Consider the following 21,636-nt stretch of genomic DNA (forward strand, 5'->3'; position numbering starts at 1 on the left):
CGAAAAAAATGGAGGGTTTGACCCTCCATTTTCTTATCTGCCCCGCTTGAAAGCCGTTTGCAAAAAGCGTAAAAATTGCCCGTTTTGTGAGAATTCTCTTGATTATTACCCGCAAAATAACGCTTATTGCCGGTTGGCTGAACCAGAAGCCCTAATAAGTGTCTGACTGATCCAGAACCGCTACACCGTCCCCGGAGCCACCGCGTTACATGAACAAAGTTAAATCGCTATCACAGCAGAATTTATCGTTATTGTTAGCGATCTATATCGGCATATTTCTCAACCTGTCCGTTTTTTATCGTCGTTTTGATTCGCTGGCGCACGGCATTCAGGGGATTAAGGTGATTTCGGCGGTGACGGAAGTCATCGCTATCGTCCTGTTCACGTTCTTCATCATGCGGCTGGTATCGCTCGGCGGCCGGCTGTTTTATCGCATCGTCGCTTCGCTGCTGGTGTTGATTTCGGTTGCCGCCAGCTACTACATGACGTTTTTCAACGTGGTGATCGGCTACGGCATCGTGGTGTCGGTGATGACCACCGACATCGATCTGTCGAAAGAGGTGGTCGGCCTGCACTTCGTGCTGTGGATGGTGGCGCTCAGCGCCTTGCCGCTGCTGCTGATCTGGAAAAACAGCCTGCGTTACACCCTGATAGAACAGCTGAAAACCCCCGGTCATCGCATCAAGCCGCTGCTGGTCTTGCTGGCGGTGGTGGCGCTGGTCTGGCTGCCGCTGCGCATGCTGGACGACGAGCAGAGCGTGCAAGAGAAGCTCTCCAACGTCGATCTGCCGAGCTACGGCGGCGTGGTGGCGCACTCGTATCTGCCGTCCAACTGGCTGTCGGCGCTGGGGCTGTTTGCCTATACCCGCTATGACGAAAGCCAGGATCAGAGCACGATGTTCGATCCGGGCAAACACTTCACCTACGTACCGCCGGCGGATATCGACGACACCTACGTGGTGTTCATCATCGGCGAGACCACGCGCTGGGACCACATGGGCATGTTGGGCTATGAGCGCGATACCACGCCGCGGCTGTCTAAAGAGAAGAATCTGGTGGCGTTTCGCGGCGAGTCGTGCGACACCTCCACCAAGCTGTCGCTGCGCTGTATGTTCGTGCGCGAAGGCGGCACCGAAGACAATCCGCAGCGCACGCTGAAAGAGCAGAACGTGTTCGCGGTACTGAAGGATCTGGGCTTCTCTTCCGAGCTGTTCGCCATGCAGAGTGAGGTGTGGTTCTACAACAACACCGAGGTGAACAACTATTCGTTCCGCGAGATGATCGCGTCCGAGAAGCGCAACGACGGCAAGGCGGTCGACGATATGCTGTTGGTGGACGAAATGAAGGAGTCGCTGGCGCGCTATCCGAAGGGCAAACACCTGGTGATCCTGCATACCAAAGGCTCGCACTACCTGTACTCGCAGCGTTATCCGCGCAGCTATGCGCGCTATCAGCCGGAGTGCATGGGGGTGGACGATTCCTGCACCAAGGCGCAGCTGATCAACGCCTTCGACAATACGGTGCTGTATACCGACAGCTTTATCGCCAATGTGATAGACCAGGTGCGCGACAAGAAGGCCATCGTGTTCTATGCCGCCGATCACGGCGAATCGATCGGTGAAAACACACACCTGCACGGTACGCCGCGCGAAATGGCGCCGCCGGAGCAGTTCCGCGTGCCGATGATCGTATGGGCGTCGGACAAATTCCTTGAGAACCCGCAGCACCTCAGCGCCTTTGAGCAGCTGCAGGCGCAGCAGCGCATCGGCAAAACGCATCGCCACGTCGAGCTGTTTGACACCATCCTCGGCTGCCTCGGCTACACGTCTCCCGATGGCGGCATTGTGGATAAAAACAACTGGTGCCATCTGCCGCAGGATAAAACGGCGCCCGCTAGCCTGTAATCCCGCCCGCCGGGTGCCTGCCTTGCGCACCCGGCAATTTCACCCAATACATTCTCTTCATCAATTATTCCGGTGTGTGCATACGGTATACTTGCGCACTTCCCCCTGTTAACCGGAGATTTCCATGACCCTGCGCGTGGCGTTTATCGACGATCATGACATTGTGCGTTCGGGCTTCGTGCAGCTGCTGTCGCTGGAGGCCGATATTCAGGTGGTGGGCGAGTTCAGCAGCGCAGCGCAGGCGCGCGCCGGCCTGCCGGGGCTGGAGGTGGACGTTTGCATCTGCGACATTTCGATGCCGGACGGCAGCGGGCTGGATCTGTTGGCGGACATTCCCTCCGGCATCCGCGTGGTGATGCTGTCGATGCACGATAACCCGGCGCTGGTGGAAATGGCGCTGGATCGCGGCGCCGGCGGCTTTCTCTCCAAGCGCTGCAAGCCGGAAGATTTGATCACCGCGGTGCGCACCGTCGCCGGCGGCGGCGTTTACCTGATGCCGGAAATCGCGCAGCAGCTGGCGCGGGTGAGGGTCGATCCGTTGACCCGCCGCGAGCGCGAGATCGCGCTGTTGCTGGCGCAGGGCCAGGAGGTGCGCGAGATCGCCGCCGCCTTGGGGCTGTCGCCGAAGACGGTGCATGTGCATCGCGCCAATTTGTTCGCCAAGCTGGGCATCAACAACAACGTCGAGCTGGCCAGACGGATGCTGAACCTGTGACGCAGCGCCTGATCACCCAGCTGGCGCTGTTTTTCATCTACGCCGCCAGCGCGTTTTGCCTGTGGGGCATCGGCACCGCGCTGATCGACCCGCCCTGGCAGGCGCTGCTGCTGTTCCCGTTCGGCCTGCGCATGGGTATTTTGCTGCAGAGCCCGTACCGTTTCTGGCCGGGGATCCTGCTGGCCGACCTGCTGCTGATGGCGCTGCTGGCGGACCAGTTCGGTTACGGCCCGGCGCTGTGGGCGTCGGTGGCGGTGCTGGTGTTGACGGTGCTGCTCAGCCTGCTGGCCTCGCCGTGGCTGTTGCGCCATCAGCAGAGCGACAGCGAATGGCGCTGGCCACTGTTGCAGGGCGCGGTGGTGGGCGCCGCCGCCTTGCTGCAGGCGCTGGTGTGGCAGCTGGTGAGCGGTGAAGGCGCCCGCGCGCTGCTGCTCGGCCTGACTGGCGGTTTCACCATCGCACCGACCTGCCTGCTGTTGTGGCACTATCTGGCGCGCCAAATCTGGGTGCCGCTGGAGCCGGGGCTGATCCACAAGCCGGTGGAGCTGCGTCTGGGCCATCTGGCCAGCTACCTGCTGCTGTTTGCGTTCAGCATCTGGCTGCAGCAGCAGGTGAACGCCGCCGAGCTGCGGCGCTTTGCGCCTTTCTGCCTGGCCATTCCTATCGTGTTCATGTCTTACCGCTACGGCTGGCAGGGCGCGCTGTTGGCGACGTTGCTCAACGGCGTGGCGCTGATGGTCAACGAGCCGCCGCAGCCGGAGTCGCACCGCGATCTGCTGTTGTCGCTGCTGGCCCAAAGCCTGACCGGGCTGCTGCTGGGCGTCGGCATTCAGCGCCAGCGCGAGTTGAATCAGCAGCTGAGGCTGCGGCTGGCGGAGAACCGCCAGTTGGCGCGGGCGCTGGTGACGGCGGAGGAGCAAACCCGGCGCGAAGTGGCGCGCGAGCTGCACGATGAGGTGGGGCAGACCATCACCGTGATCCGCACCCAGGCCAGCATCGTCAAACGCCTGGCGCCGGAGCCGGCGGTGGTCGGCTGCGCCGACACCATCGATGCGTTAGCGCTGCGGGTCTACGATGGGGTGCATGATGTGTTGACCCAGCTGTGGCCGGCGGCGCTGAACAACCTGCCGCTGTCGGCGGCGGTGGCGGCGATGCTGCGGGAGTCGCTGCCGCAGGACGCGTCGCTGGTGAGCAGCCTGCAGTGGCAGGTGCCGGACGAGCTGCTGGATGAAACGCTGAAAATCACGCTGTACCGGGTGTGCCAGGAAGGGGTGACCAATGTGTGCCGCCACGCCGGCGCCAGCCGCCTGGAGCTGGATGCGCGCCTGCAGCCGCGCAAAGGCGCCGCGCCGCAGATCGCCCTGACCATCCGCGACAACGGGGTGGGCTTCGATGCGGAAAACCATCAGCCGGGCTATGGCCTGCGCGGCATGCAGGAGCGCATCAGCGCCCTCGGCGGCAGCCTGCGGTTCACCGCTGAGGGGGGCGCCTGTTTGAGTGTGATCTTGCCCACAGTTTCGCCGGCGCAAACGCAAAACTAGGAAAAACTCCTAACCGCGTCGGGAATCCGGCGTAAGCCTCCCGCGCGCGCGAGGAGCATCATAGCGGCACTTTATTCAATCCTCTGAGGTTCCACATGTGGTCTTTCCTTAAAAGCCGCCCGGACGCGCCGCAGGTCACCGATCAACGGCAGATCGACGCCAGCTACAAATACTGGCGCATCCAGCTGATGTGCACCATGTACATCGGCTACGCCGCGTTTTACTTCACGCGCAAAAGTTTCAACTTCATCATGCCGGCGATGCTGAGCGATCTGGGCCTGACGATGTCCGACGTCGGCATCCTCGGCACGCTGTTCTACATCACCTACGGCTGCTCGAAATTCATCTCCGGCATGATCAGCGATCGCTCCAACCCGCGTTACTTTATGGGGCTGGGCCTGATCATGACCGGGGTGCTGAATATCTTCTTCGGCCTCAGTTCGTCGCTGCTGATGCTGGGCACGCTGTGGATCCTCAACGCCTTCTTCCAGGGCTGGGGCTGGCCGCCGTGCTCCAAAATCCTCACCAGCTGGTATTCGCGCTCCGAGCGCGGTGGCTGGTGGGCGATCTGGAACACCTCGCACAACGTCGGTGGGGCGCTGATCCCGCTGCTGGTGGGCTTTATCTCGCTGCACTTCAGCTGGCGTTACGGCATGATCATTCCCGGCATCATCGGCGTGGTGCTTGGCTTGCTGATGTGCTGGCGCCTGCGCGACAAGCCATCCACCCTGGGGCTGCCGAGCGTCGGCAAATGGCGCAACGACGCCATGGAGCTGGTGCAGGAATCGGAAGGCCAGGGGCTGAGCAACCGCGAGATCATCAAACGCTACGTGCTGACCAACAAGTACATCTGGCTGCTGGCGGTCTCTTACGTGCTGGTGTACATCGTGCGTACCGCGATCAACGACTGGGGCAACCTCTACCTGACGCAGGAAAAGGGCTATTCGCTGATGACCGCCAACTCGGCCATCTCGCTGTTTGAAGTGGGCGGCTTTATCGGTTCGCTGGTGGCCGGTTGGGGCTCCGACAAACTGTTCCGCGGCAACCGTGGCCCGATGAACCTGATCTTCGCCATCGGTATCTTCCTGTCGGTGGCGGCGCTGTGGCTGATGCCCGGCGTGACCTACCTGCTGCAGGCCTGCTGCTTCTTCGCCATCGGTTTCTTCATCTTCGGCCCGCAGATGCTGATCGGCATGGCGGCGGCGGAGTGCTCGCACAAGGATGCGGCGGGCGCGGCGACCGGTTTTGTCGGCCTGTTCGCCTACCTGGGCGCGGCGCTGTCCGGCTACCCGATTGCGCGGGTGATGGAGATCTGGCACTGGAACGGTTTCTTCGTGGTGATTTCCATCGCCGCCTGCCTGTCGGCGCTGTTCCTGCTGCCGTTCCTGCGTGCGCAGACGCCGGCGCTGAAACCGGCCAACGCCTGAGTAAAATACGCTGCGCAGCCTCCGGCGCAGCGCATTGTGGCGCTTTTATCACCACTTGAAATGCAGGGGCAAAAAAGTGATTGACGCCTATAACCGCCAGCAGTAAGATGCGCCCCGCATCGGCGAGTAGCGCAGCTTGGTAGCGCAACTGGTTTGGGACCAGTGGGTCGGAGGTTCGAATCCTCTCTCGCCGACCACCATTCGAAAAACCTGCTTTTTAAAGCAGGTTTTTTTTCGTCTGTCGTTTATGAGGATGAGCACCTCCGCCGATATGGCCGGCTTCGCTTTATGGCGTGCCTCAATCTGCCGTCCTCGTGAAATATATTTATTCTTTACGCTTAATTAATTCACATTCCTTATTCCCTTTAGGTTCTTATTTCCATATTTAAATAAATTCATGCTTGCCGAATAAAACCCGGTTGATAGCGCTCTTGTTTTCACGTTTTTTTTACCTATAGTCTGAATGGACAACGCGGGATATGTTATTCCCGCCGCGTGGAAAATACCGTGATTATTTATTAACGTTAATCTTCGTGGATTATTGCGGAATCATTTAGCTCCGGCAATGCGTGGCGTCGATTAACTCTTTTATGTTTATCCTCTCGGAATAAAGGAATCAGTTATGCGCAAATTTAATAAACCGCTGTTGGCGCTGGTGATCGGCAGCACGCTGTGTTCCGCGGCGCAGGCCGCCGCGCCCGGCAAGCCGACCATCGCCTGGGGCAACACCAAGTTCGCCATCGTCGAAGTCGATCAGGCGGCCACCGCTTATAATAATCTGGTGAAGGTAAAAAATGCTGCCGACGTTTCGGTCTCCTGGAATTTATGGAATGGCGACACCGGTACGACGGCAAAAATTTTATTAAATGGCAAAGAGGCGTGGAGCGGCCCTTCAACCGGCGCTTCCGGCACGGCGAATTTTAAAGTGAATAAAGGCGGCCGTTATCAAATGCAGGTGGCATTGTGCAATGCCGACGGCTGCACCGCCAGCGACGCCACCGAAATTGTGGTGGCCGACACCGACGGCAGCCATTTGGCGCCGTTGAAAGAGCCGCTGCTGGAAAAGAATAAACCCTATAAACAGAATTCCGGCAAAGTGGTCGGCTCTTATTTCGTCGAGTGGGGCGTTTACGGGCGTAATTTCACCGTCGACAAGATCCCGGCGCAGAACCTGACCCATCTGCTGTACGGCTTTATCCCGATCTGCGGCGGCAACGGCATCAACGACAGCCTGAAAGAGATCGAAGGCAGCTTCCAGGCGTTGCAGCGCTCCTGCCAGGGCCGCGAGGACTTCAAAGTCTCGATCCACGATCCGTTCGCCGCGCTGCAAAAAGCGCAGAAGGGCGTGACCGCCTGGGATGACCCCTACAAGGGCAACTTCGGCCAGCTGATGGCGCTGAAGCAGGCGCATCCTGACCTGAAAATCCTGCCGTCGATCGGCGGCTGGACGCTGTCCGACCCGTTCTTCTTTATGGGCGACAAGGTGAAGCGCGATCGCTTCGTCGGTTCGGTGAAAGAGTTCCTGCAGACCTGGAAGTTCTTCGATGGCGTGGATATCGACTGGGAGTTCCCGGGCGGCAATGGCGCCAACCCGAACCTGGGCAGCCCGCAAGACGGGGAGACCTATGTGCTGTTGATGAAGGAGTTGCGGGCGATGCTGGATCAGCTGTCGGCGGAAACCGGCCGCAAGTATGAGCTGACCTCCGCCATCAGCGCCGGCAAGGACAAGATCGACAAGGTGGCTTACAACGTCGCGCAGAACTCGATGGATCACATCTTCCTGATGAGCTACGACTTCTACGGCGCCTTCGATCTGAAAAACCTGGGGCATCAGACCGCGCTGAATGCGCCGGCCTGGAAACCGGACACCGCCTACACCACGGTGAACGGCGTCAATGCGCTGCTGACGCAGGGCGTCAAGCCAGGCAAGATCGTGGTCGGCACCGCCATGTATGGCCGCGGCTGGACCGGGGTGAACGGCTACCAGAACAACATTCCGTTCACCGGCACCGCCACCGGGCCGGTTAAAGGCACCTGGGAGAACGGCATCGTGGACTACCGCCAAATCGCCAGCCAGTTCATGAGCGGCGATTGGCAGTACACCTACGACGCCACGGCGGAAGCGCCTTACGTGTTCAAACCTTCCACCGGCGATCTGATCACCTTCGACGATGCCCGCTCGGTGCAGGCCAAGGGCAAGTACGTGTTGGATAAGCAGTTGGGCGGCCTGTTCTCCTGGGAGATCGACGCGGACAACGGCGATATTCTCAACAGCATGAACGCCAGCCTGGGCAACAGCGCCGGCGTTCAATAATCGGTTGCAGTGCGTTGCCGGGGGATATCCTTTCGCCCCCGGCTTTTTCGCCGCCGAAAGTTTTTTTACGCCGCACAGATTGTGGGCCTGCCCGGCGCAAAACGCGCTCATCGGACTCACCCTTTTGGGTAATCCTTCAGCATTTCCTCCTGTCTTTAACGGCGATCACAAAAATAACCGTTCAGATATTCATCATTCAGCAACAAAGTTTTGGCGTTTTTTAACGGAGTTAAAAACCAGTAAGTTTGTGAGGGTCAGACCAATGCGCTGAAAATGTCCGCTTAGCATAAATTTTCATGCTGGAAGTGTTAACAAAAGGTTTTTTTTATGTTTGTTTGCTGTTTCTCACAGTCTGCGTAAATCCCCACTGGTTATATTGACGACACCCCAAACAGTTGGCAACTTGATAGCCTCAGGGGTAAGAGCGAGAGTTGTTTGAGTGAATTCCACGCGCTCAGACGTCCCCGCCGCGATGCGTTCCATCCGGCATTCTCTCCTCGTACACCTTCTGCCTTCGGGCGCCGATCGCACAGGCCACGCAATAAAAAATACAGGTCTGGCGGCAATGACACACATCACATCACACAATGGAGCACTAACGATGACACGTTCCTTGGGTAAATCGGGGGTTCTGAAATTCGGCATTGGGCTGATCGCGCTGACCGTGGCGGCCAGCGTACAGGCCAAGACGTTGGTTTACTGTTCTGAAGGTTCCCCGGAAGGGTTCAACCCGCAGCTGTTTACCTCCGGCACCACCTACGACGCCAGCTCGGTACCGATCTACAACCGCCTGGTCGAATTCAAAATCGGCACCACCGAACTGCAGCCGGGCCTGGCTGAGAAGTGGGACGTCAGCGAAGACGGCAAAACCTACACCTTCCACCTGCGCAAAGGCGTGAAGTGGCAGAGCAGCAAAGACTTCAAACCGACGCGCGATTTCAACGCCGACGACGTGGTGTTCTCCTTTGAACGCCAGTTGGATGCGAACAACGCCTATCACAAAGTGTCCGGCGGCAGCTACGAATACTTTGAAGGCATGGACATGCCTAAGCTGATCGCCAAGATTGAAAAAGTGGACGACAACACCGTGCGCTTCGTGCTGAACCGCCCGGAGGCGCCGTTCCTGGCTGACCTGGGCATGGACTTCGCGTCCATCCTGTCCGCCGAATACGCCGACGTGATGATGAAAGCCGGCACGCCGGAGAAGGTCGACCTGAACCCGATCGGCACCGGCCCGTTCCAGCTGCTGCAATACCAGAAAGACTCCAAGATCCTGTACAAGGCATTCGACGGTTTCTGGGGCACCAAGCCGAAGATCGATCGCCTGGTGTTCTCCATCACGCCTGACGCCTCCGTGCGCTACGCCAAACTGCAGAAAAACGAATGTCAGGTGATGCCGTACCCGAACCCGGCCGATATCGCCCGCATGAAGCAAGACAAGTCCATCAACCTGATGGAGCAGCCGGGCCTGAACGTGGGCTACCTGTCGTTCAACGTCGAGAAAAAACCGCTGGATAACCTGAAGGTGCGTCAGGCGTTGACCATGGCGGTCAACAAGCAGGCGATCATCGACGCGGTTTATCAGGGCGCGGGCCAGGCGGCCAAGAACCTGATCCCGCCGACCATGTGGGGCTATAACGACGCGGTGCAGGATTACGCTTACGATCCGGCCAAGGCGAAAGAGCTGCTGAAAGAAGCGGGTATGGCCGACGGTTTCAGCATCGACCTGTGGGCGATGCCGGTACAGCGTCCTTACAACCCGAACGCGCGCCGCATGGCGGAAATGATCCAGGCCGACTGGGCCAAGATCGGCGTGAAAGCCAAAATCGTGACCTATGAGTGGGGTGAATACCTCAAGCGCGCCAAAGCGGGCGAGCACCAGACGGTGATGATGGGCTGGACCGGCGACAACGGGGATCCGGACAACTTCTTCGCCACGCTGTTCAGCTGCGCGGCGGCGAAAGACGGCTCCAACTACTCCCGCTGGTGCTACAAGCCGTTTGAAGATCTGATTCAACCGGCGCGCGCCGAATCCAACCACGACAAGCGCATCGAACTGTACAAGCAGGCGCAGGTGGTGATGCACGATCAGGCTCCGGCGCTGATTGTCGCACACTCCACCGTGTACGAGCCTGTGCGTAAGGAAGTGAAAGGCTACGTCGTGGATCCGCTCGGTAAGCATCACTTCGAGAATGTCTCTGTAGACTGATTTCGACCGCTTTACCGGAGACGCACGAATGGACTTGCAGGGGCGCAACAGGTTTGCGCCCCTGCTGACCAGTCTCCGGCGTATGGCCGTCGAATCGTTCAAAGGCATGTGAGCGTTAATAAGCCTGGCGGACGATGAGCTGCCGGGCATTGATACAGAGAGTTCGGGATATGTTGCAGTTCATACTCCGACGTTTGGGGTTAGTTATCCCAACGTTTATCGGCATTACATTGCTGACTTTTGCATTCGTCCATATGATCCCCGGCGACCCGGTGACCATCATGGCCGGGGAACGCGGTATCTCCGCCGAGCGCCACGCGCAGCTGATGGCGGAAATGGGGCTGGACAAGCCGCTCTATCAACAATATTTCTCCTACGTGTCCAACGTGCTGCAAGGCGATCTGGGCACCTCCCTCAAAAGCCGCATCTCCGTCTGGAGCGAGTTCGTTCCGCGCTTTCAGGCCACGCTGGAACTGGGCATTTGCGCGATGATCTTCGCGGTGCTGGTAGGCATCCCGGTCGGGGTGCTGGCGGCGGTCAAACGCGGCTCGGTCTTCGACCATACCGCGGTGGGCATCTCGCTGACCGGCTATTCGATGCCGATTTTCTGGTGGGGCATGATGCTGATCATGCTGGTGTCGGTGCAGCTTAACCTGACGCCGGTGTCGGGGCGCATCAGCGACACGGTCTTCCTCGACGACAGCCAGCCGCTGACCGGCTTCATGCTGATAGACACCCTGATCTGGGGCGAGCCGGGCGACTTCGTCGACGCGGTGATGCACATGATCCTGCCGGCCATCGTGCTGGGCACCATTCCGCTGGCGGTGATCGTGCGCATGACCCGTTCCTCGATGCTGGAGGTGTTGGGCGAAGACTACATCCGCACCGCGCGCGCCAAGGGCGTGAGCCGCATGCGGGTGATCGTCGTTCACGCGCTGCGCAACGCGCTGCTGCCGGTGGTGACGGTGATCGGGCTGCAGGTCGGCACCATGCTGGCCGGCGCCATTCTGACCGAAACCATCTTCTCCTGGCCGGGGCTGGGCCGCTGGCTGATCGACGCGCTGCAGCGCCGCGACTACCCGGTGGTGCAGGGCGGGGTGTTGCTGGTCGCCTGTATGATCATTCTGGTTAACCTGCTGGTAGACGTGCTCTACGGCGTGGTCAACCCGCGTATTCGCCACAAGAAATAAGGGGCGCTCTCATGTCTCAAATCACTGAGTCTGCAGTTAAAGGTGCGCCGAAGCCGATGACCCCGTTTCAGGAGTTCTGGCACTATTTCAAGCGCAATAAAGGGGCCGTGGTCGGCCTGGTGTATATCGTTCTGATGCTGGTGATCGCGCTCGGCGCCGGCGTGCTGGCGCCGCATGCGCCGGCGGACCAGTTCCGCGACGCGCTGCTCAAGCCGCCGGTGTGGCAAGAGGGCGGCAGCTGGCAATATATCCTCGGCACCGACGACGTGGGCCGCGACGTGCTGTCGCGCCTGATGTACGGTGCGCGCCTGTCGCTGCTGGTCGGCTGCCTGGTGGTGGTGCTGTCGCTGATCATGGGTGTGATATTCGGCCTGCTGGCCGGTTACTTCGGCGGCGTGGTGGATGCGATTATCATGCGCGTCGTCGACATCATGCTGGCCCTGCCGAGCCTGCTGCTGGCGCTGGTGCTGGTGGCGGTATTCGGGCCGTCGATCGTCAATGCCTCGCTGGCGCTGACTTTCGTCGCCCTGCCGCACTATGTGCGTCTGACGCGCGCAGCGGTGCTGGTGGAGGTGAACCGCGACTACGTCACCGCTTCGCGGGTGGCGGGCGCCGGCGCGCTGCGCCAGATGTTCGTCAATATTCTGCCTAACTGCCTGGCGCCTTTGATCGTGCAGGCTTCTCTCGGTTTCTCGAACGCCATTCTGGACATGGCCGCTCTCGGCTTTCTGGGCATGGGCGCGCAGCCGCCGACGCCGGAGTGGGGCACCATGCTCTCCGACGTGCTGCAGTTCGCGCAAAGCGCCTGGTGGGTGGTGACCTTCCCCGGCGTGGCGATCCTGCTGACGGTGCTGGCATTCAACCTGATGGGGGACGGTTTGCGTGACGCTCTCGACCCCAAACTCAAGCAGTAACAGAGGACGAGAGAGATGGCGTTATTGAATGTAGACAAGCTTTCGGTGCACTTCGGTGACGAAGGCACCCCGTTCCGCGCGGTAGACCGCATCAGTTACAGCGTGGAGCAAGGTCAGGTGGTCGGCATCGTCGGTGAATCCGGCTCCGGCAAATCCGTCAGCTCGCTGGCGATCATGGGCCTGATCGATTTCCCCGGCAAGGTGATGGCCGACAAGCTGGAGTTCAACGGCCAGGATCTGCGCAAGATCTCCGAAAAAGAGCGCCGCCAGCTGGTGGGCTCCGAAGTGGCGATGATCTTCCAGGATCCGATGACCAGCCTGAACCCGTGCTATACCGTCGGTTATCAGATCATGGAGGCGCTGAAGGTGCACCAGGGCGGCAACCGCCGCACTCGCCGCCAGCGCGCTATCGACCTGCTGACCCAGGTGGGCATTCCCGATCCGGCCTCGCGGCTGGACGTATACCCGCACCAGCTTTCCGGCGGCATGAGCCAGCGCGTGATGATCGCCATGGCCATCGCCTGTCGGCCGAAGCTGCTGATCGCCGATGAGCCGACGACCGCGCTCGACGTGACCATCCAGGCGCAGATCATCGAACTGCTGCTGGATCTGCAGCAGCGCGAAAACATGGCGCTGCTGCTGATCACTCACGATCTGGCGCTGGTGGCGGAAGCCGCGCACCACATCATCGTGATGTACGCCGGCCAGGTGGTGGAATCCGGCAAGGCGGCGGAGATTTTCCGCGCCCCGCGCCACCCGTACACCCAGGCGCTGCTGCGCGCGCTGCCGGAGTTCGCCGCCGACAAGGCGCGGCTGGCTTCGCTGCCGGGCGTGGTGCCGGGCAAGTACGATCGCCCGACCGGCTGCCTGCTCAACCCGCGTTGTCCCTACGCCAACGAGCGCTGCCGCAACGAGGAGCCGGAACTGCGCAGCATTCCCGGCCGTCAGGTTAAATGTCACACACCGCTGGATGATGCGGGGAGGCCGACCGTATGAGCCAGAATCAACCTTTACTGCAGGCAATTGACCTGAAGAAGCATTACCCGGTGAAAAAGGGCCTGTTCGCGCCGGAGCGGCTGGTCAAGGCGCTGGACGGCGTCTCCTTCACCCTGGAGCGCGGCAAAACGCTGGCGGTGGTCGGTGAGTCGGGCTGCGGCAAATCGACGCTCGGCCGCCTGCTGACGATGATCGAAGTGCCGACCGGCGGCGAGCTGTACTATCAGGGGCAGGATCTGCTGAAGCCGGACGCCTCTGCCGAGAAGCTGCGCCGCCAGAAGATCCAAATCGTGTTCCAGAATCCTTACGGATCGCTCAACCCGCGCAAGAAGGTCGGGCAGATCCTCGAGGAGCCGCTGTTGATCAATACCTCGCTCAGCGCCGCCGAACGGCGGGAAAAAGCGCTGGAGATGATGGCGAAGGTCGGCCTGAAGACCGAGCATTACGATCGCTACCCGCACATGTTTTCCGGCGGCCAGCGTCAGCGTATCGCCATCGCCCGCGGGCTGATGCTGAACCCGGACGTGGTGATCGCCGATGAGCCGGTGTCGGCGCTGGACGTGTCGGTGCGCGCTCAGGTGCTGAACCTGATGATGGATCTGCAGCAGGAGCTGGGGCTGTCCTATGTGTTCATCTCGCACGATCTGTCGGTGGTGGAGCACATCGCCGACGAGGTGATGGTGATGTACCTCGGCCGCTGCGTGGAAAAGGGCAGCAAAGAGGCGATCTTCAACAATCCGCGCCATCCGTACACTCAGGCGCTGCTGTCGGCGACGCCGCGATTGAACCCGGATATGCGCCGCGAGCGCATCAAGCTGACCGGCGAGCTGCCCAGCCCGATGAATCCGCCGCCGGGCTGTGCGTTCAATGCCCGCTGCCGCCGCGCCTTCGGCACCTGCGTTCAGCTGCAGCCGCAGCTCAAACAGTACGGTGAGCAGATGGTGGCCTGCTTTGCGGTCGATCAGGACGAACATCCGGGGGCGTGAAGCGCCGGATTTTCCTGCTTAAACCAAACGCCGGCACAGCGCCGGCGTTTTTTATTATTCAATCAAAGGGTTGGTCAGTAGACGATCGTGACAACCCGTCTTTTAAATTATGTTCTTAACGTCATTCTGACAAAACGTTATATTTTTAAGAATATTCGCATGATAATAATAATCGAATAATAGAATTCAGCAGGTTGCTGTTAATAAGTTTATTTCGGCCGATAGCGTTCGCCATTTTTATTATAAAAACCCAATAAAAAAGCACGCCGACGGCGTGCTTTGGGTGAATGAGGCCGCGCTTATTGCGGATAAGGCACCCAGTCGCCGCCGTTCAGGCGAATGTAGGGCTTGCCCTGATATAGCATCACGACGGCGTTGTCGTTTTCGGAGATGACCGGGGTCTGCGGCAGCCCCTGGGTCAGCGCCTGCCAGTCGACGCTGGGTTCGCTGAAGACCTTGCCGTCCACCAGACGCGACACCAGTTCAGACAGCGCCAGATAGCTGCTCGGCGTTTTGATCTGCAGCGGGCTGCCCTGATGCGGCGCCTTCATACCCACCAGTTTGATGCCGACCGGCGTATGGGTGATATTCGGGCTGGGAATGTCGCGCAGGCCGGACATCTGCATCTTGTCGCCTACCAACGCCGCGCCGTGTTCCGGCACGATCACCACCACCACTTTGCGGCCGGATTTCTCCAACTGATCGAGGAAGGTGTTCAGCTGATCGAACAGCTTCTGCGCGCGCGGCGGGTAGTCGGCGCTCTTGTTGGAGCCGACGAAACGGTTGCCGTCGTGCAGCGGGATGACGTTGAAGAAGGTGGCGGTGCGGCCGTCACCGCCTTTTTGCTGCTGATCCAGCCAACGGGTCAGCAATTCGAGATCGTTATAAATCGGCTCGCCGTCGAACGACGTCAGCTCGTTGCCGATGCCGGCCTGCGACATCAGCGGCGCCTGCATGTCGCCCTGTTCACGCAGCTCTTTCAGGAAGTTGCCGAACACCCCGGAGTGATCGAGCATCAGCTGTTCCTTGAAGCCGAGCTTCGCCAGGTTGTCGAACAGGTAACACTGCTGGTTCACCGGCTGATACAGATCGCGATGCGAAAGCTGGCCGCAGCTGGCGCGCAGCAAACGGATGGCCGCCGGGCCGCTGTAGGCGGTGGCCGAGTTGAAGTTGTCGAACATGATGTCCATCTTCGACCACAGCGGGTGATTTTGCAGGTTGACCGCGTCCATATCGGCCCAGGCCAGCGAACAGATGTTGATCACCAGCAGATCGAACGGCTGGGCATCGGCGGGCAAGCTGGCCGGGAACGCGGTGGTGCGGCCTTTTTCTCGCTCGTAGAACTGGTTCAGGTAGGCCGTCAGGTTGGCGCTGGTCGGCGGCAGGCTGTCTGCCGGCGCAGCATCCCCCGCCGCCGGCGCAGACGTGGCCGGCGTATTGGCGCCGCCGGCCGCGGCCGTGGAGGTCGCGGGCAGCAGCGAGACTGCCGGCCCGGCGATGTTGACAATATTGAGCCACACCAGCGCCGCCACGGTGAACACCGTGACGCGGACCCACTGCGCGACGAACAGGTAGGCGATAAACAGCACGAAGGCCGCGCCGATCATTTGCCAGTTGATAAAGCGGCCGATCAGCTCCAGCAGGTACTGGGCGCTGAAGCCGGCCAGCTGCGAACCCTGGCTGAGAATGCTGTTGATGCCCGGCAGCCAGGTGTCGTGGTAGAACAACGCGATGCCGATCGGGATGGCGAGGTAATGGCGCCAGCGATGCAGGCGCTGCGACGGGATCGGCATCAGCAGAAACGCCATGAACACCAGGTTCGGCAGCGCGTGGAAGTTCAGGTAGCCGAACCACAGCAGGGCGAATTTGGCCAGAAAGTAGAGGTTCCAGCCGCCCAGTCCGCGCCAGTAGCGCCATAGAGCGTTATCGGATTGCGTCTTCGAGTTTGGATTCATGGCTGCTTCTTACGTTTAATCTGAGATGAGGAGCCTGTGCGCACCCACAAACCGGCGGATTTCAAATAGCGCGGCGATAACAACAGGTTTTGCCAGTATTGACGCAAATGCGGAAAACGCCGGTGAAAGGCGTAGCCCAGCGGGATGAAGATCAGCGCGCACAGCAGGATCAGTTGCACGATGTCGTTAAGGTTCAGCATGCGGTTCCTCCTGCGGGCCAAGCGTCAGCGTGAAGGCGACCGGCTGCCGCCGTTCTGCGGGCGCCTCGGCCGCCGTCTCGCGGGGGCGCGGCGCGGCGCCGGCGGTGCCGGTGGCCGAAATCTGCCAGCGCCCCTGGGCCATACGTTTGATTTCCGAAATGATATCGACGTCCTGGTGCCACACCACCCGGTTGCTGAAGGCTTCATCCACCGGCAGGCGGAAGATGAACCTCAGCGCGGTATCCAGATCGTTGATGCGGCAGGTGGAGAGAAACAGCACCAGCCGCCCCTGCACCACGGTCATCACGTCGCCGAAGCGCCGCAGGTGGCACAGGGTCATCGCCTGTTCGGCGCGCAGGCCGGTGGCCGGCCGCAGCGCCACCATCACGCCTTTGCCGTCCTCGGGCAGCAGCGTGTTGCCCATCAGCGAAAGCACCGCCTGGCTGAACGGTTCCGGCCGCATATAGCCTTTGAGCTGCAGCGGGCGCAAGCCGGCCAGCAGCGCATCGATGTCGGCGGGCACATGGCGCGAGAAGCGCTGCCCCTGAATACCCTCGAGCATGGTCAGAAAACGCGACAGCGGCGCGACGTGCGGCACGATCAGGTTGGCGCCGCAGGCCAGCAGCAGCCGCTCGTCGCTGTAGCGCAGGCTGGCACTCATCTCGCGCACCGCGATTTTCAGGCCGTTGCCGCGGCTGCGGCGCAGGGTGTGGATCTGGTGCGCCAGGTGATCGATTTGGTCGCTTTGGTACAGCGCGAAAATCAACGTCGCCGAGAGTCTCAGCATGCCGTGCTGCGCCAGTTCGTCGTTGCTCTCCAGCAGTTGCCAGTTGGCGGACAGCGGCGGCGCGCCTTCCAGGATGCTGCGCTCGGCCAGATACAGGCCTTCATCGCTGCGCAAGGCGGTGGGGGAGGGTTGGCTATTTTCATCCTCACCCTGCCAGCCGCCTTCCGCGGCGTACAGCGTCAGCAGCTGATTGGCGTTGATGCCGTTTTCGGTGCTCCACCAGTTCACCAGATATTGCGCGCTGTCCTGTTGCCATTGCAGGCTGGACAGGCCGTTCAGGATGCGATGTTGCGCGCTGAGCTGCCCTTTGAGCTTATTGATGCCGCCGCCGTGGCTGAGGATCAACAGCGTGCAGCCCTGCCGCCGCAGCCAGGCGGCGAGGGCGCGCGTCCACTCGCGCAGCTCTTCGGTGGTGAAGGTTTGCCACAGGCTGGCGTGGGCCAGCAGGATAAGTAAGCGATTTTGCGGCCGCAGGGCGCGCATCAGATCGTCGCTCAACTGCGTCAGCGCGGCTTTTTTCTCCGGTAATTGATACAGCGGCAGCTTCTGCAACGCGGGCGAAGCCAGCTCGGCCAACAGGCGATCGGGTTTGTCGCCGCTGCAGATCAGGGCGACTTTGCGGGTGGCCGGCTGGGCGGCAATGACCTGGCGACACAGCAGCGCGGCGTCGCTTTGCCTGTCGATATTGATCCAATAAAGCCCGGGGGCCTGCATCACCGACAGCTCTTCCCAAATCTGCCGAATGCCTAGAGAAAAAGAGTGCGCCATAGGATGTGTTCTACTTTCGTTGAAAGCCGACTAAAGGCGTTTATATATAAAGATAGCCATTTTTACTCTGGCAATAACAAATCTCCTACGCTCTGCAACAATATTTGTTGAGAATCATCTTATTGCCTCTCTATTTTTGTATCGTTGCTATAGTTAATTAACATAGCCTATTTTCGCCAAGGCGGAAGAATGAATAACGCACCCACCCATTTTCGTGCAGCGGCGCCTGGGGAGAGCCAGGATGACCTGCAGGCGCTCAGCCAGGCTTTTTCATTGCCGAAATTAAGCTATGTCGATATTTCCCGGCAGGAGCGGTTAACGCAAATGATGACGCGCTGGCCACTGTTGGCCGAATTGGCGCAGACCACGGGGAGCCATTGATCTATGCCGGTGATCGCGCTGCAAGGGTTGCGGGGTGGAATGGGGACGACGTCGGTCACGGCAGCGCTCGCCTGGGCGTTACAGCAGCTGGGCGAGTCGGTGTTGGCGATCGATTTCACGCCGGACAATCTGCTGCGCCTGCATTTCAACACGCCGTTCGAGCTGGCGCGCGGCTGGGCTCGCGCGGAGCGGGACGGCGGGCGCTGGCAGGAGGGCGCGCTGCGTTATTGTGAAAACCTCGACTTTCTGCCCTTTGGCCGCCTGAATGCGGCGGAACGGCTGGAAGTGCAGCGCCAGTGTCGGGAGCAGCCGGAACGCTGGCGCGACAACCTGCGCCAACTGATCGCCGGCGATCCGCTGCGCTGGATCCTGCTGGATGTTCCGGTCGGGGACGGCGTGCTGGCGCAGCAGCCGCTGCAGCTTGCCGACAGCGTGTTCGTGCTGTTGAACCCCGACGCCAACTGCCAGGTGCGGCTCCATCAGCAGACGCTGCCGAACGACTGCCGTTTCCTGGTCAATCACTACTCCTCCGCCAGCCAGCTGCAGCAGGATCTGCATCAGCTGTGGCTGCAAACCCTGAGCGGTCTGCTGCCGGTGGTGATCCACCGCGACGAAGCGTTGGCGGAAGCGCTGGCGGTCAAACAGCCGTTGGGCGAGTACCGCCCCGAGAGCCTGGCGGCGGATGAAGTGCTGACGCTGGCCAACTGGTGCCTGATCAATCTCAAACGGGGCGTTGCGCCATGAGCCGGGTGCTGAGCCTGCTGCTGGTGCCGCCGGTGCGTCAGGCGGTGCAGACGCGCTACCGCGGCTATCGCCGCAATGGCGCATCGGCGCTGACCGCCTTTTTCGCCACGCTGCTGGTGGCGTTGGGCTGGCTGCTGCTGCGCTTCGAGTCGCCGGCCTGGCAGCGCGTGCGTACCGGCCGCGCTTACTGGTTCCCGCATCTGTCCGCCGAACGCCCGCGCCCGGCGGATGCGCTGCGTTATCTGCTGCAGGGGCTGTGGCTGCTGCTGTTTCGCAGCGGCCGCGCGCCGGTGCAGCGCGACTATTTCGCCGGTTGGCGCCGCCTGCAGCAGCGCTATGCCGACTGGCTGCAGGGCCTGCCGCAGCGGCTGAAGAACGCCGGCGTGGAACAGCGCTCGGTGGAGCGCCTCGGCCGCATGAACCGCGGCATGCGGCGCGCGCTGTTTATTCTGGTCAGCGTGCTGGCGGCGATCCTCGCCATGCTGTGCATCTCGCAACCGTTCGATCTGCCGGCGCAGTTCGTGTTCGTCCTGCTGCTGTGGGGGATCGCGATGGTGGTGCGCCGGGTGCCGGGGCGTTTGCCCGCGCTGATGCTGATCGTGCTGTCGCTGACCGTCTCCTGTCGCTACCTGTGGTGGCGCTATACCGCCACGCTGAACTGGGACGACCCGCTAAGCCTGGTGTGCGGCCTGTTGCTGCTGGTGGCGGAAACCTACGCCTGGGTGGTGCTGGTGCTGGGCTATTTCCAGACCATCTGGCCGCTTAACCGCCAGCCGGTGCCGCTGCCCGCCGATAGCGCCAGCTGGCCGACCATCGATCTGATGGTGCCGACCTACAACGAAGATCTCGGGGTGGTGAAGCCCACCATCTACGCGGCGCTGGGCATCGACTGGCCGAAAGAGAAGGTGAATATCTATATCCTCGACGACGGCAATCGCCCCGAATTCCGGGCGTTCGCCGCCGAAGTGGGGGTGAAATACATCGCCAGGCCGACCCACGAACACGCCAAGGCCGGCAACATCAACAACGCGCTGAAGCAGGCCACCGGCGAGTTCGTGGCGATTTTCGACTGCGACCACGTGCCGACGCGCTCCTTCCTGCAGCTGACCATGGGCTGGTTCTTCAAAGACAAAAAGCTGGCGATGCTGCAAACCCCGCACCACTTCTTCTCGCCGGATCCGTTCGAGCGCAACCTCGGCCGCTTCCGTCAGACGCCCAACGAAGGCACCTTGTTCTACGGGCTGGTGCAGGACGGCAACGACATGTGGGATGCGACCTTCTTCTGCGGCTCTTGCGCCATCCTGCGCCGCAGCGCGCTGGACGAAATCGGCGGCATCGCGGTGGAAACCGTCACCGAAGACGCCCACACCTCGCTGCGCTTGCACCGGCGCGGGCACACCTCGGCCTATATCCGCATTCCGCAGGCCGCCGGGCTGGCGACCGAGAGCCTGTCGGCGCACATCGGCCAGCGCATTCGCTGGGCGCGCGGCATGGTGCAGATCTTCCGGCTGGACAACCCGCTGCTGGGCAAGGGGCTGAAACTGGCGCAGCGCCTGTGCTACGCCAACGCCATGCTGCACTTCCTGTCGGGCATTCCGCGGCTGATCTTCCTCACCGCGCCGCTGGCGTTTTTGCTGCTGCATGCTTACATCATCTTCGCGCCGGCGCTGGCGATCGCGCTTTACGTGCTGCCGCACATGATCCACGCCAGCCTGACCAACTCGCGTATCCAGGGGAAATACCGCCATTCGTTCTGGAGCGAAATCTATGAAACGGTGCTGGCCTGGTATATCGCGCGGCCGACGACGGTGGCGCTGTTCAATCCGCACAAGGGCAAATTCAACGTCACCGCCAAGGGCGGGCTGGTGGAGGAGGAGCACGTCGACTGGGTGATCACCCGGCCATACATGTTCCTGGTGATCCTGAACCTGGCCGGGCTGGCGTTCGGCGTCTGGCGGTTGGCCTATGGCCCGACGGACGAGGTGATGACGGTGATCATCAGCCTGGTGTGGGTGCTGTACAACATGACGATTCTCGGCGGCGCAGTGGCGGTGGCGGTGGAGGCCAAGCAGGTGCGTCAGGCGCACCGCGTGGAAATCGCCATGCCGGCGGCGATCGCGCGCGCCGACGGCCATCTGTATCCCTGCACGCTGCGCGATTACTCCGACGGCGGCGTGGGCATTGAGATGCGGGTGGAAAACGCGTTGAAAGACGGCGACAGGCTCTCGCTGCTGCTCAAGCGCGGCCAGCAGGAGTACAGCTTCCCCTGCGTGGTGACGCGCGCCTTCGGCAACAAGGTGGGGGTGCGCCTGGTCGACCTCTCCACCCGCGAACACATCGATTTCATTCAGTGCACCTTCGCCCGCGCCGATACCTGGGCGCTGTGGCAGGACGGGTTCCCCGAAGACCGGCCGATCGAAAGCCTGCGCGACGTGCTGGCGCTGGGCTTCCGGGGGTATGTGCGCATGGCGGACTACGCGCCGCCGCTGGTGCGCGGTCTGCTGGTCGGGGTCACCTCGCTGACCGCCTGGGTCGTGTCGTTTATTCCGCGCGGCGTCGGCAGGGATCCGACCTTGGGTCAACAAGAAACAGTGGGTTAGCTGCG

General features: G+C 61.1%; 16 protein-coding genes and 1 tRNA gene. 14 read left to right on the plus strand and 3 right to left on the minus strand.

Translation table 11 applies throughout. The annotated features are described in order from the left end of the window. The first annotated feature begins 209 nt into the window (after positions 1–209). The 11 genes from eptB to dppF all read left to right on the plus strand — a co-directional run bounded on the left by eptB (position 210) and on the right by dppF (position 14,196). Positions 210–1,904: a kdo(2)-lipid A phosphoethanolamine 7''-transferase gene (gene eptB, locus ACJ8PI_RS19015; RefSeq protein ID WP_033650007.1), complete on the plus strand. Its 1,695-nt coding sequence runs from the start codon at positions 210–212 to the stop codon at positions 1,902–1,904. Between the two features lie 124 nt (positions 1,905–2,028). Continuing rightward, positions 2,029–2,619 (plus strand): transcriptional regulator UhpA, encoded by a 591-nt coding sequence (gene uhpA / locus ACJ8PI_RS19020; protein ID WP_049235495.1) that lies wholly within the window; start codon positions 2,029–2,031, stop codon positions 2,617–2,619. Next, positions 2,616–4,160 carry a signal transduction histidine-protein kinase/phosphatase UhpB gene (gene uhpB, locus ACJ8PI_RS19025; protein ID WP_033636608.1) on the plus strand — a complete coding sequence of 515 codons (1,545 nt, stop codon included), beginning with the start codon at positions 2,616–2,618 and terminating at the stop codon, positions 4,158–4,160. Before uhpA ends, uhpB begins: the two co-directional genes overlap by 4 nt. Positions 4,161–4,255: 95 nt before the next feature. Next, positions 4,256–5,587: an MFS transporter gene (locus ACJ8PI_RS19030; RefSeq protein ID WP_164134566.1), complete on the plus strand. Its 1,332-nt coding sequence runs from the start codon at positions 4,256–4,258 to the stop codon at positions 5,585–5,587. A 120-nt stretch (positions 5,588–5,707) separates the two neighbouring features. Then, positions 5,708–5,784 (plus strand) — tRNA-Pro (locus ACJ8PI_RS19035). A 425-nt stretch (positions 5,785–6,209) separates the two neighbouring features. Continuing rightward, positions 6,210–7,901 (plus strand): glycosyl hydrolase family 18 protein, encoded by a 1,692-nt coding sequence (locus ACJ8PI_RS19040; protein ID WP_033636610.1) that lies wholly within the window; start codon positions 6,210–6,212, stop codon positions 7,899–7,901. Between the two features lie 601 nt (positions 7,902–8,502). Further along, a complete protein-coding gene (dppA, locus tag ACJ8PI_RS19045; protein ID WP_019452584.1) occupies positions 8,503–10,110 on the plus strand; it encodes a dipeptide ABC transporter periplasmic-binding protein DppA in 1,608 nt (535 codons plus the stop codon). A 170-nt stretch (positions 10,111–10,280) separates the two neighbouring features. Further along, the gene (gene dppB, locus ACJ8PI_RS19050; RefSeq protein WP_033636611.1) at positions 10,281–11,300 is read left to right on the plus strand and encodes a dipeptide ABC transporter permease DppB; all 1,020 of its coding nucleotides are present in this window, start codon (positions 10,281–10,283) and stop codon (positions 11,298–11,300) included. Positions 11,301–11,311: 11 nt separating this feature from the next. Next, entirely contained in the window at positions 11,312–12,214 is a 903-nt protein-coding gene (dppC, locus tag ACJ8PI_RS19055) for a dipeptide ABC transporter permease DppC (protein WP_025304838.1), read from the plus strand. Between the two features lie 15 nt (positions 12,215–12,229). Continuing rightward, positions 12,230–13,210: a dipeptide ABC transporter ATP-binding protein gene (gene dppD / locus ACJ8PI_RS19060; protein WP_004934132.1), complete on the plus strand. Its 981-nt coding sequence runs from the start codon at positions 12,230–12,232 to the stop codon at positions 13,208–13,210. Further along, complete coding sequence (gene dppF / locus ACJ8PI_RS19065) at positions 13,207–14,196, plus strand: dipeptide ABC transporter ATP-binding subunit DppF (RefSeq protein WP_047569862.1); 990 nt, start codon at positions 13,207–13,209, stop codon at positions 14,194–14,196. Before dppD ends, dppF begins: the two co-directional genes overlap by 4 nt. 299 nt (positions 14,197–14,495) lie before the next feature. Here dppF and bcsG read toward each other — a convergent pair whose 3' ends face one another. The 3 genes from bcsG to bcsE are packed head-to-tail and all read right to left on the minus strand — an operon-like array spanning position 14,496 to position 17,906. Then, positions 14,496–16,151, minus strand: coding sequence for a cellulose biosynthesis protein BcsG (bcsG, locus tag ACJ8PI_RS19070; protein WP_041037239.1), 1,656 nt, complete (start codon positions 16,149–16,151; stop codon positions 14,496–14,498). After that, complete coding sequence (bcsF, locus tag ACJ8PI_RS19075; protein ID WP_004934139.1) at positions 16,148–16,351, minus strand: cellulose biosynthesis protein BcsF; 204 nt, start codon at positions 16,349–16,351, stop codon at positions 16,148–16,150. Before bcsF ends, bcsG begins: the two co-directional genes overlap by 4 nt. Beyond that, positions 16,338–17,906, minus strand: a complete 1,569-nt coding sequence (bcsE, locus tag ACJ8PI_RS19080; RefSeq protein ID WP_033649882.1) for a cellulose biosynthesis protein BcsE — start codon at positions 17,904–17,906, stop codon at positions 16,338–16,340. The genes bcsF and bcsE overlap by 14 nt, the downstream gene beginning before the upstream one ends. Positions 17,907–18,095: 189 nt before the next feature. On the opposite strand from bcsE, the gene bcsR reads away from it, so the two are divergent. Genes bcsR through bcsA form a run of 3 tightly spaced genes read left to right on the plus strand, consistent with a single transcriptional unit; the run spans position 18,096 to position 21,631 of the window. Beyond that, positions 18,096–18,287: a cellulose biosynthesis protein BcsR gene (bcsR, locus tag ACJ8PI_RS19085; protein ID WP_033649881.1), complete on the plus strand. Its 192-nt coding sequence runs from the start codon at positions 18,096–18,098 to the stop codon at positions 18,285–18,287. A gap of 3 nt (positions 18,288–18,290) precedes the next feature. After that, positions 18,291–19,031 carry a cellulose biosynthesis protein BcsQ gene (bcsQ, locus tag ACJ8PI_RS19090; protein ID WP_047569847.1) on the plus strand — a complete coding sequence of 247 codons (741 nt, stop codon included), beginning with the start codon at positions 18,291–18,293 and terminating at the stop codon, positions 19,029–19,031. Beyond that, positions 19,028–21,631, plus strand: coding sequence for a UDP-forming cellulose synthase catalytic subunit (gene bcsA / locus ACJ8PI_RS19095; protein ID WP_033653998.1), 2,604 nt, complete (start codon positions 19,028–19,030; stop codon positions 21,629–21,631). Before bcsQ ends, bcsA begins: the two co-directional genes overlap by 4 nt. The last annotated feature ends 5 nt before the right edge of the window (positions 21,632–21,636 follow it).

This window comes from Serratia sp. CY82433 (assembly GCF_052166535.1).
Lineage (GTDB): Bacteria > Pseudomonadota > Gammaproteobacteria > Enterobacterales > Enterobacteriaceae > Serratia > Serratia sarumanii.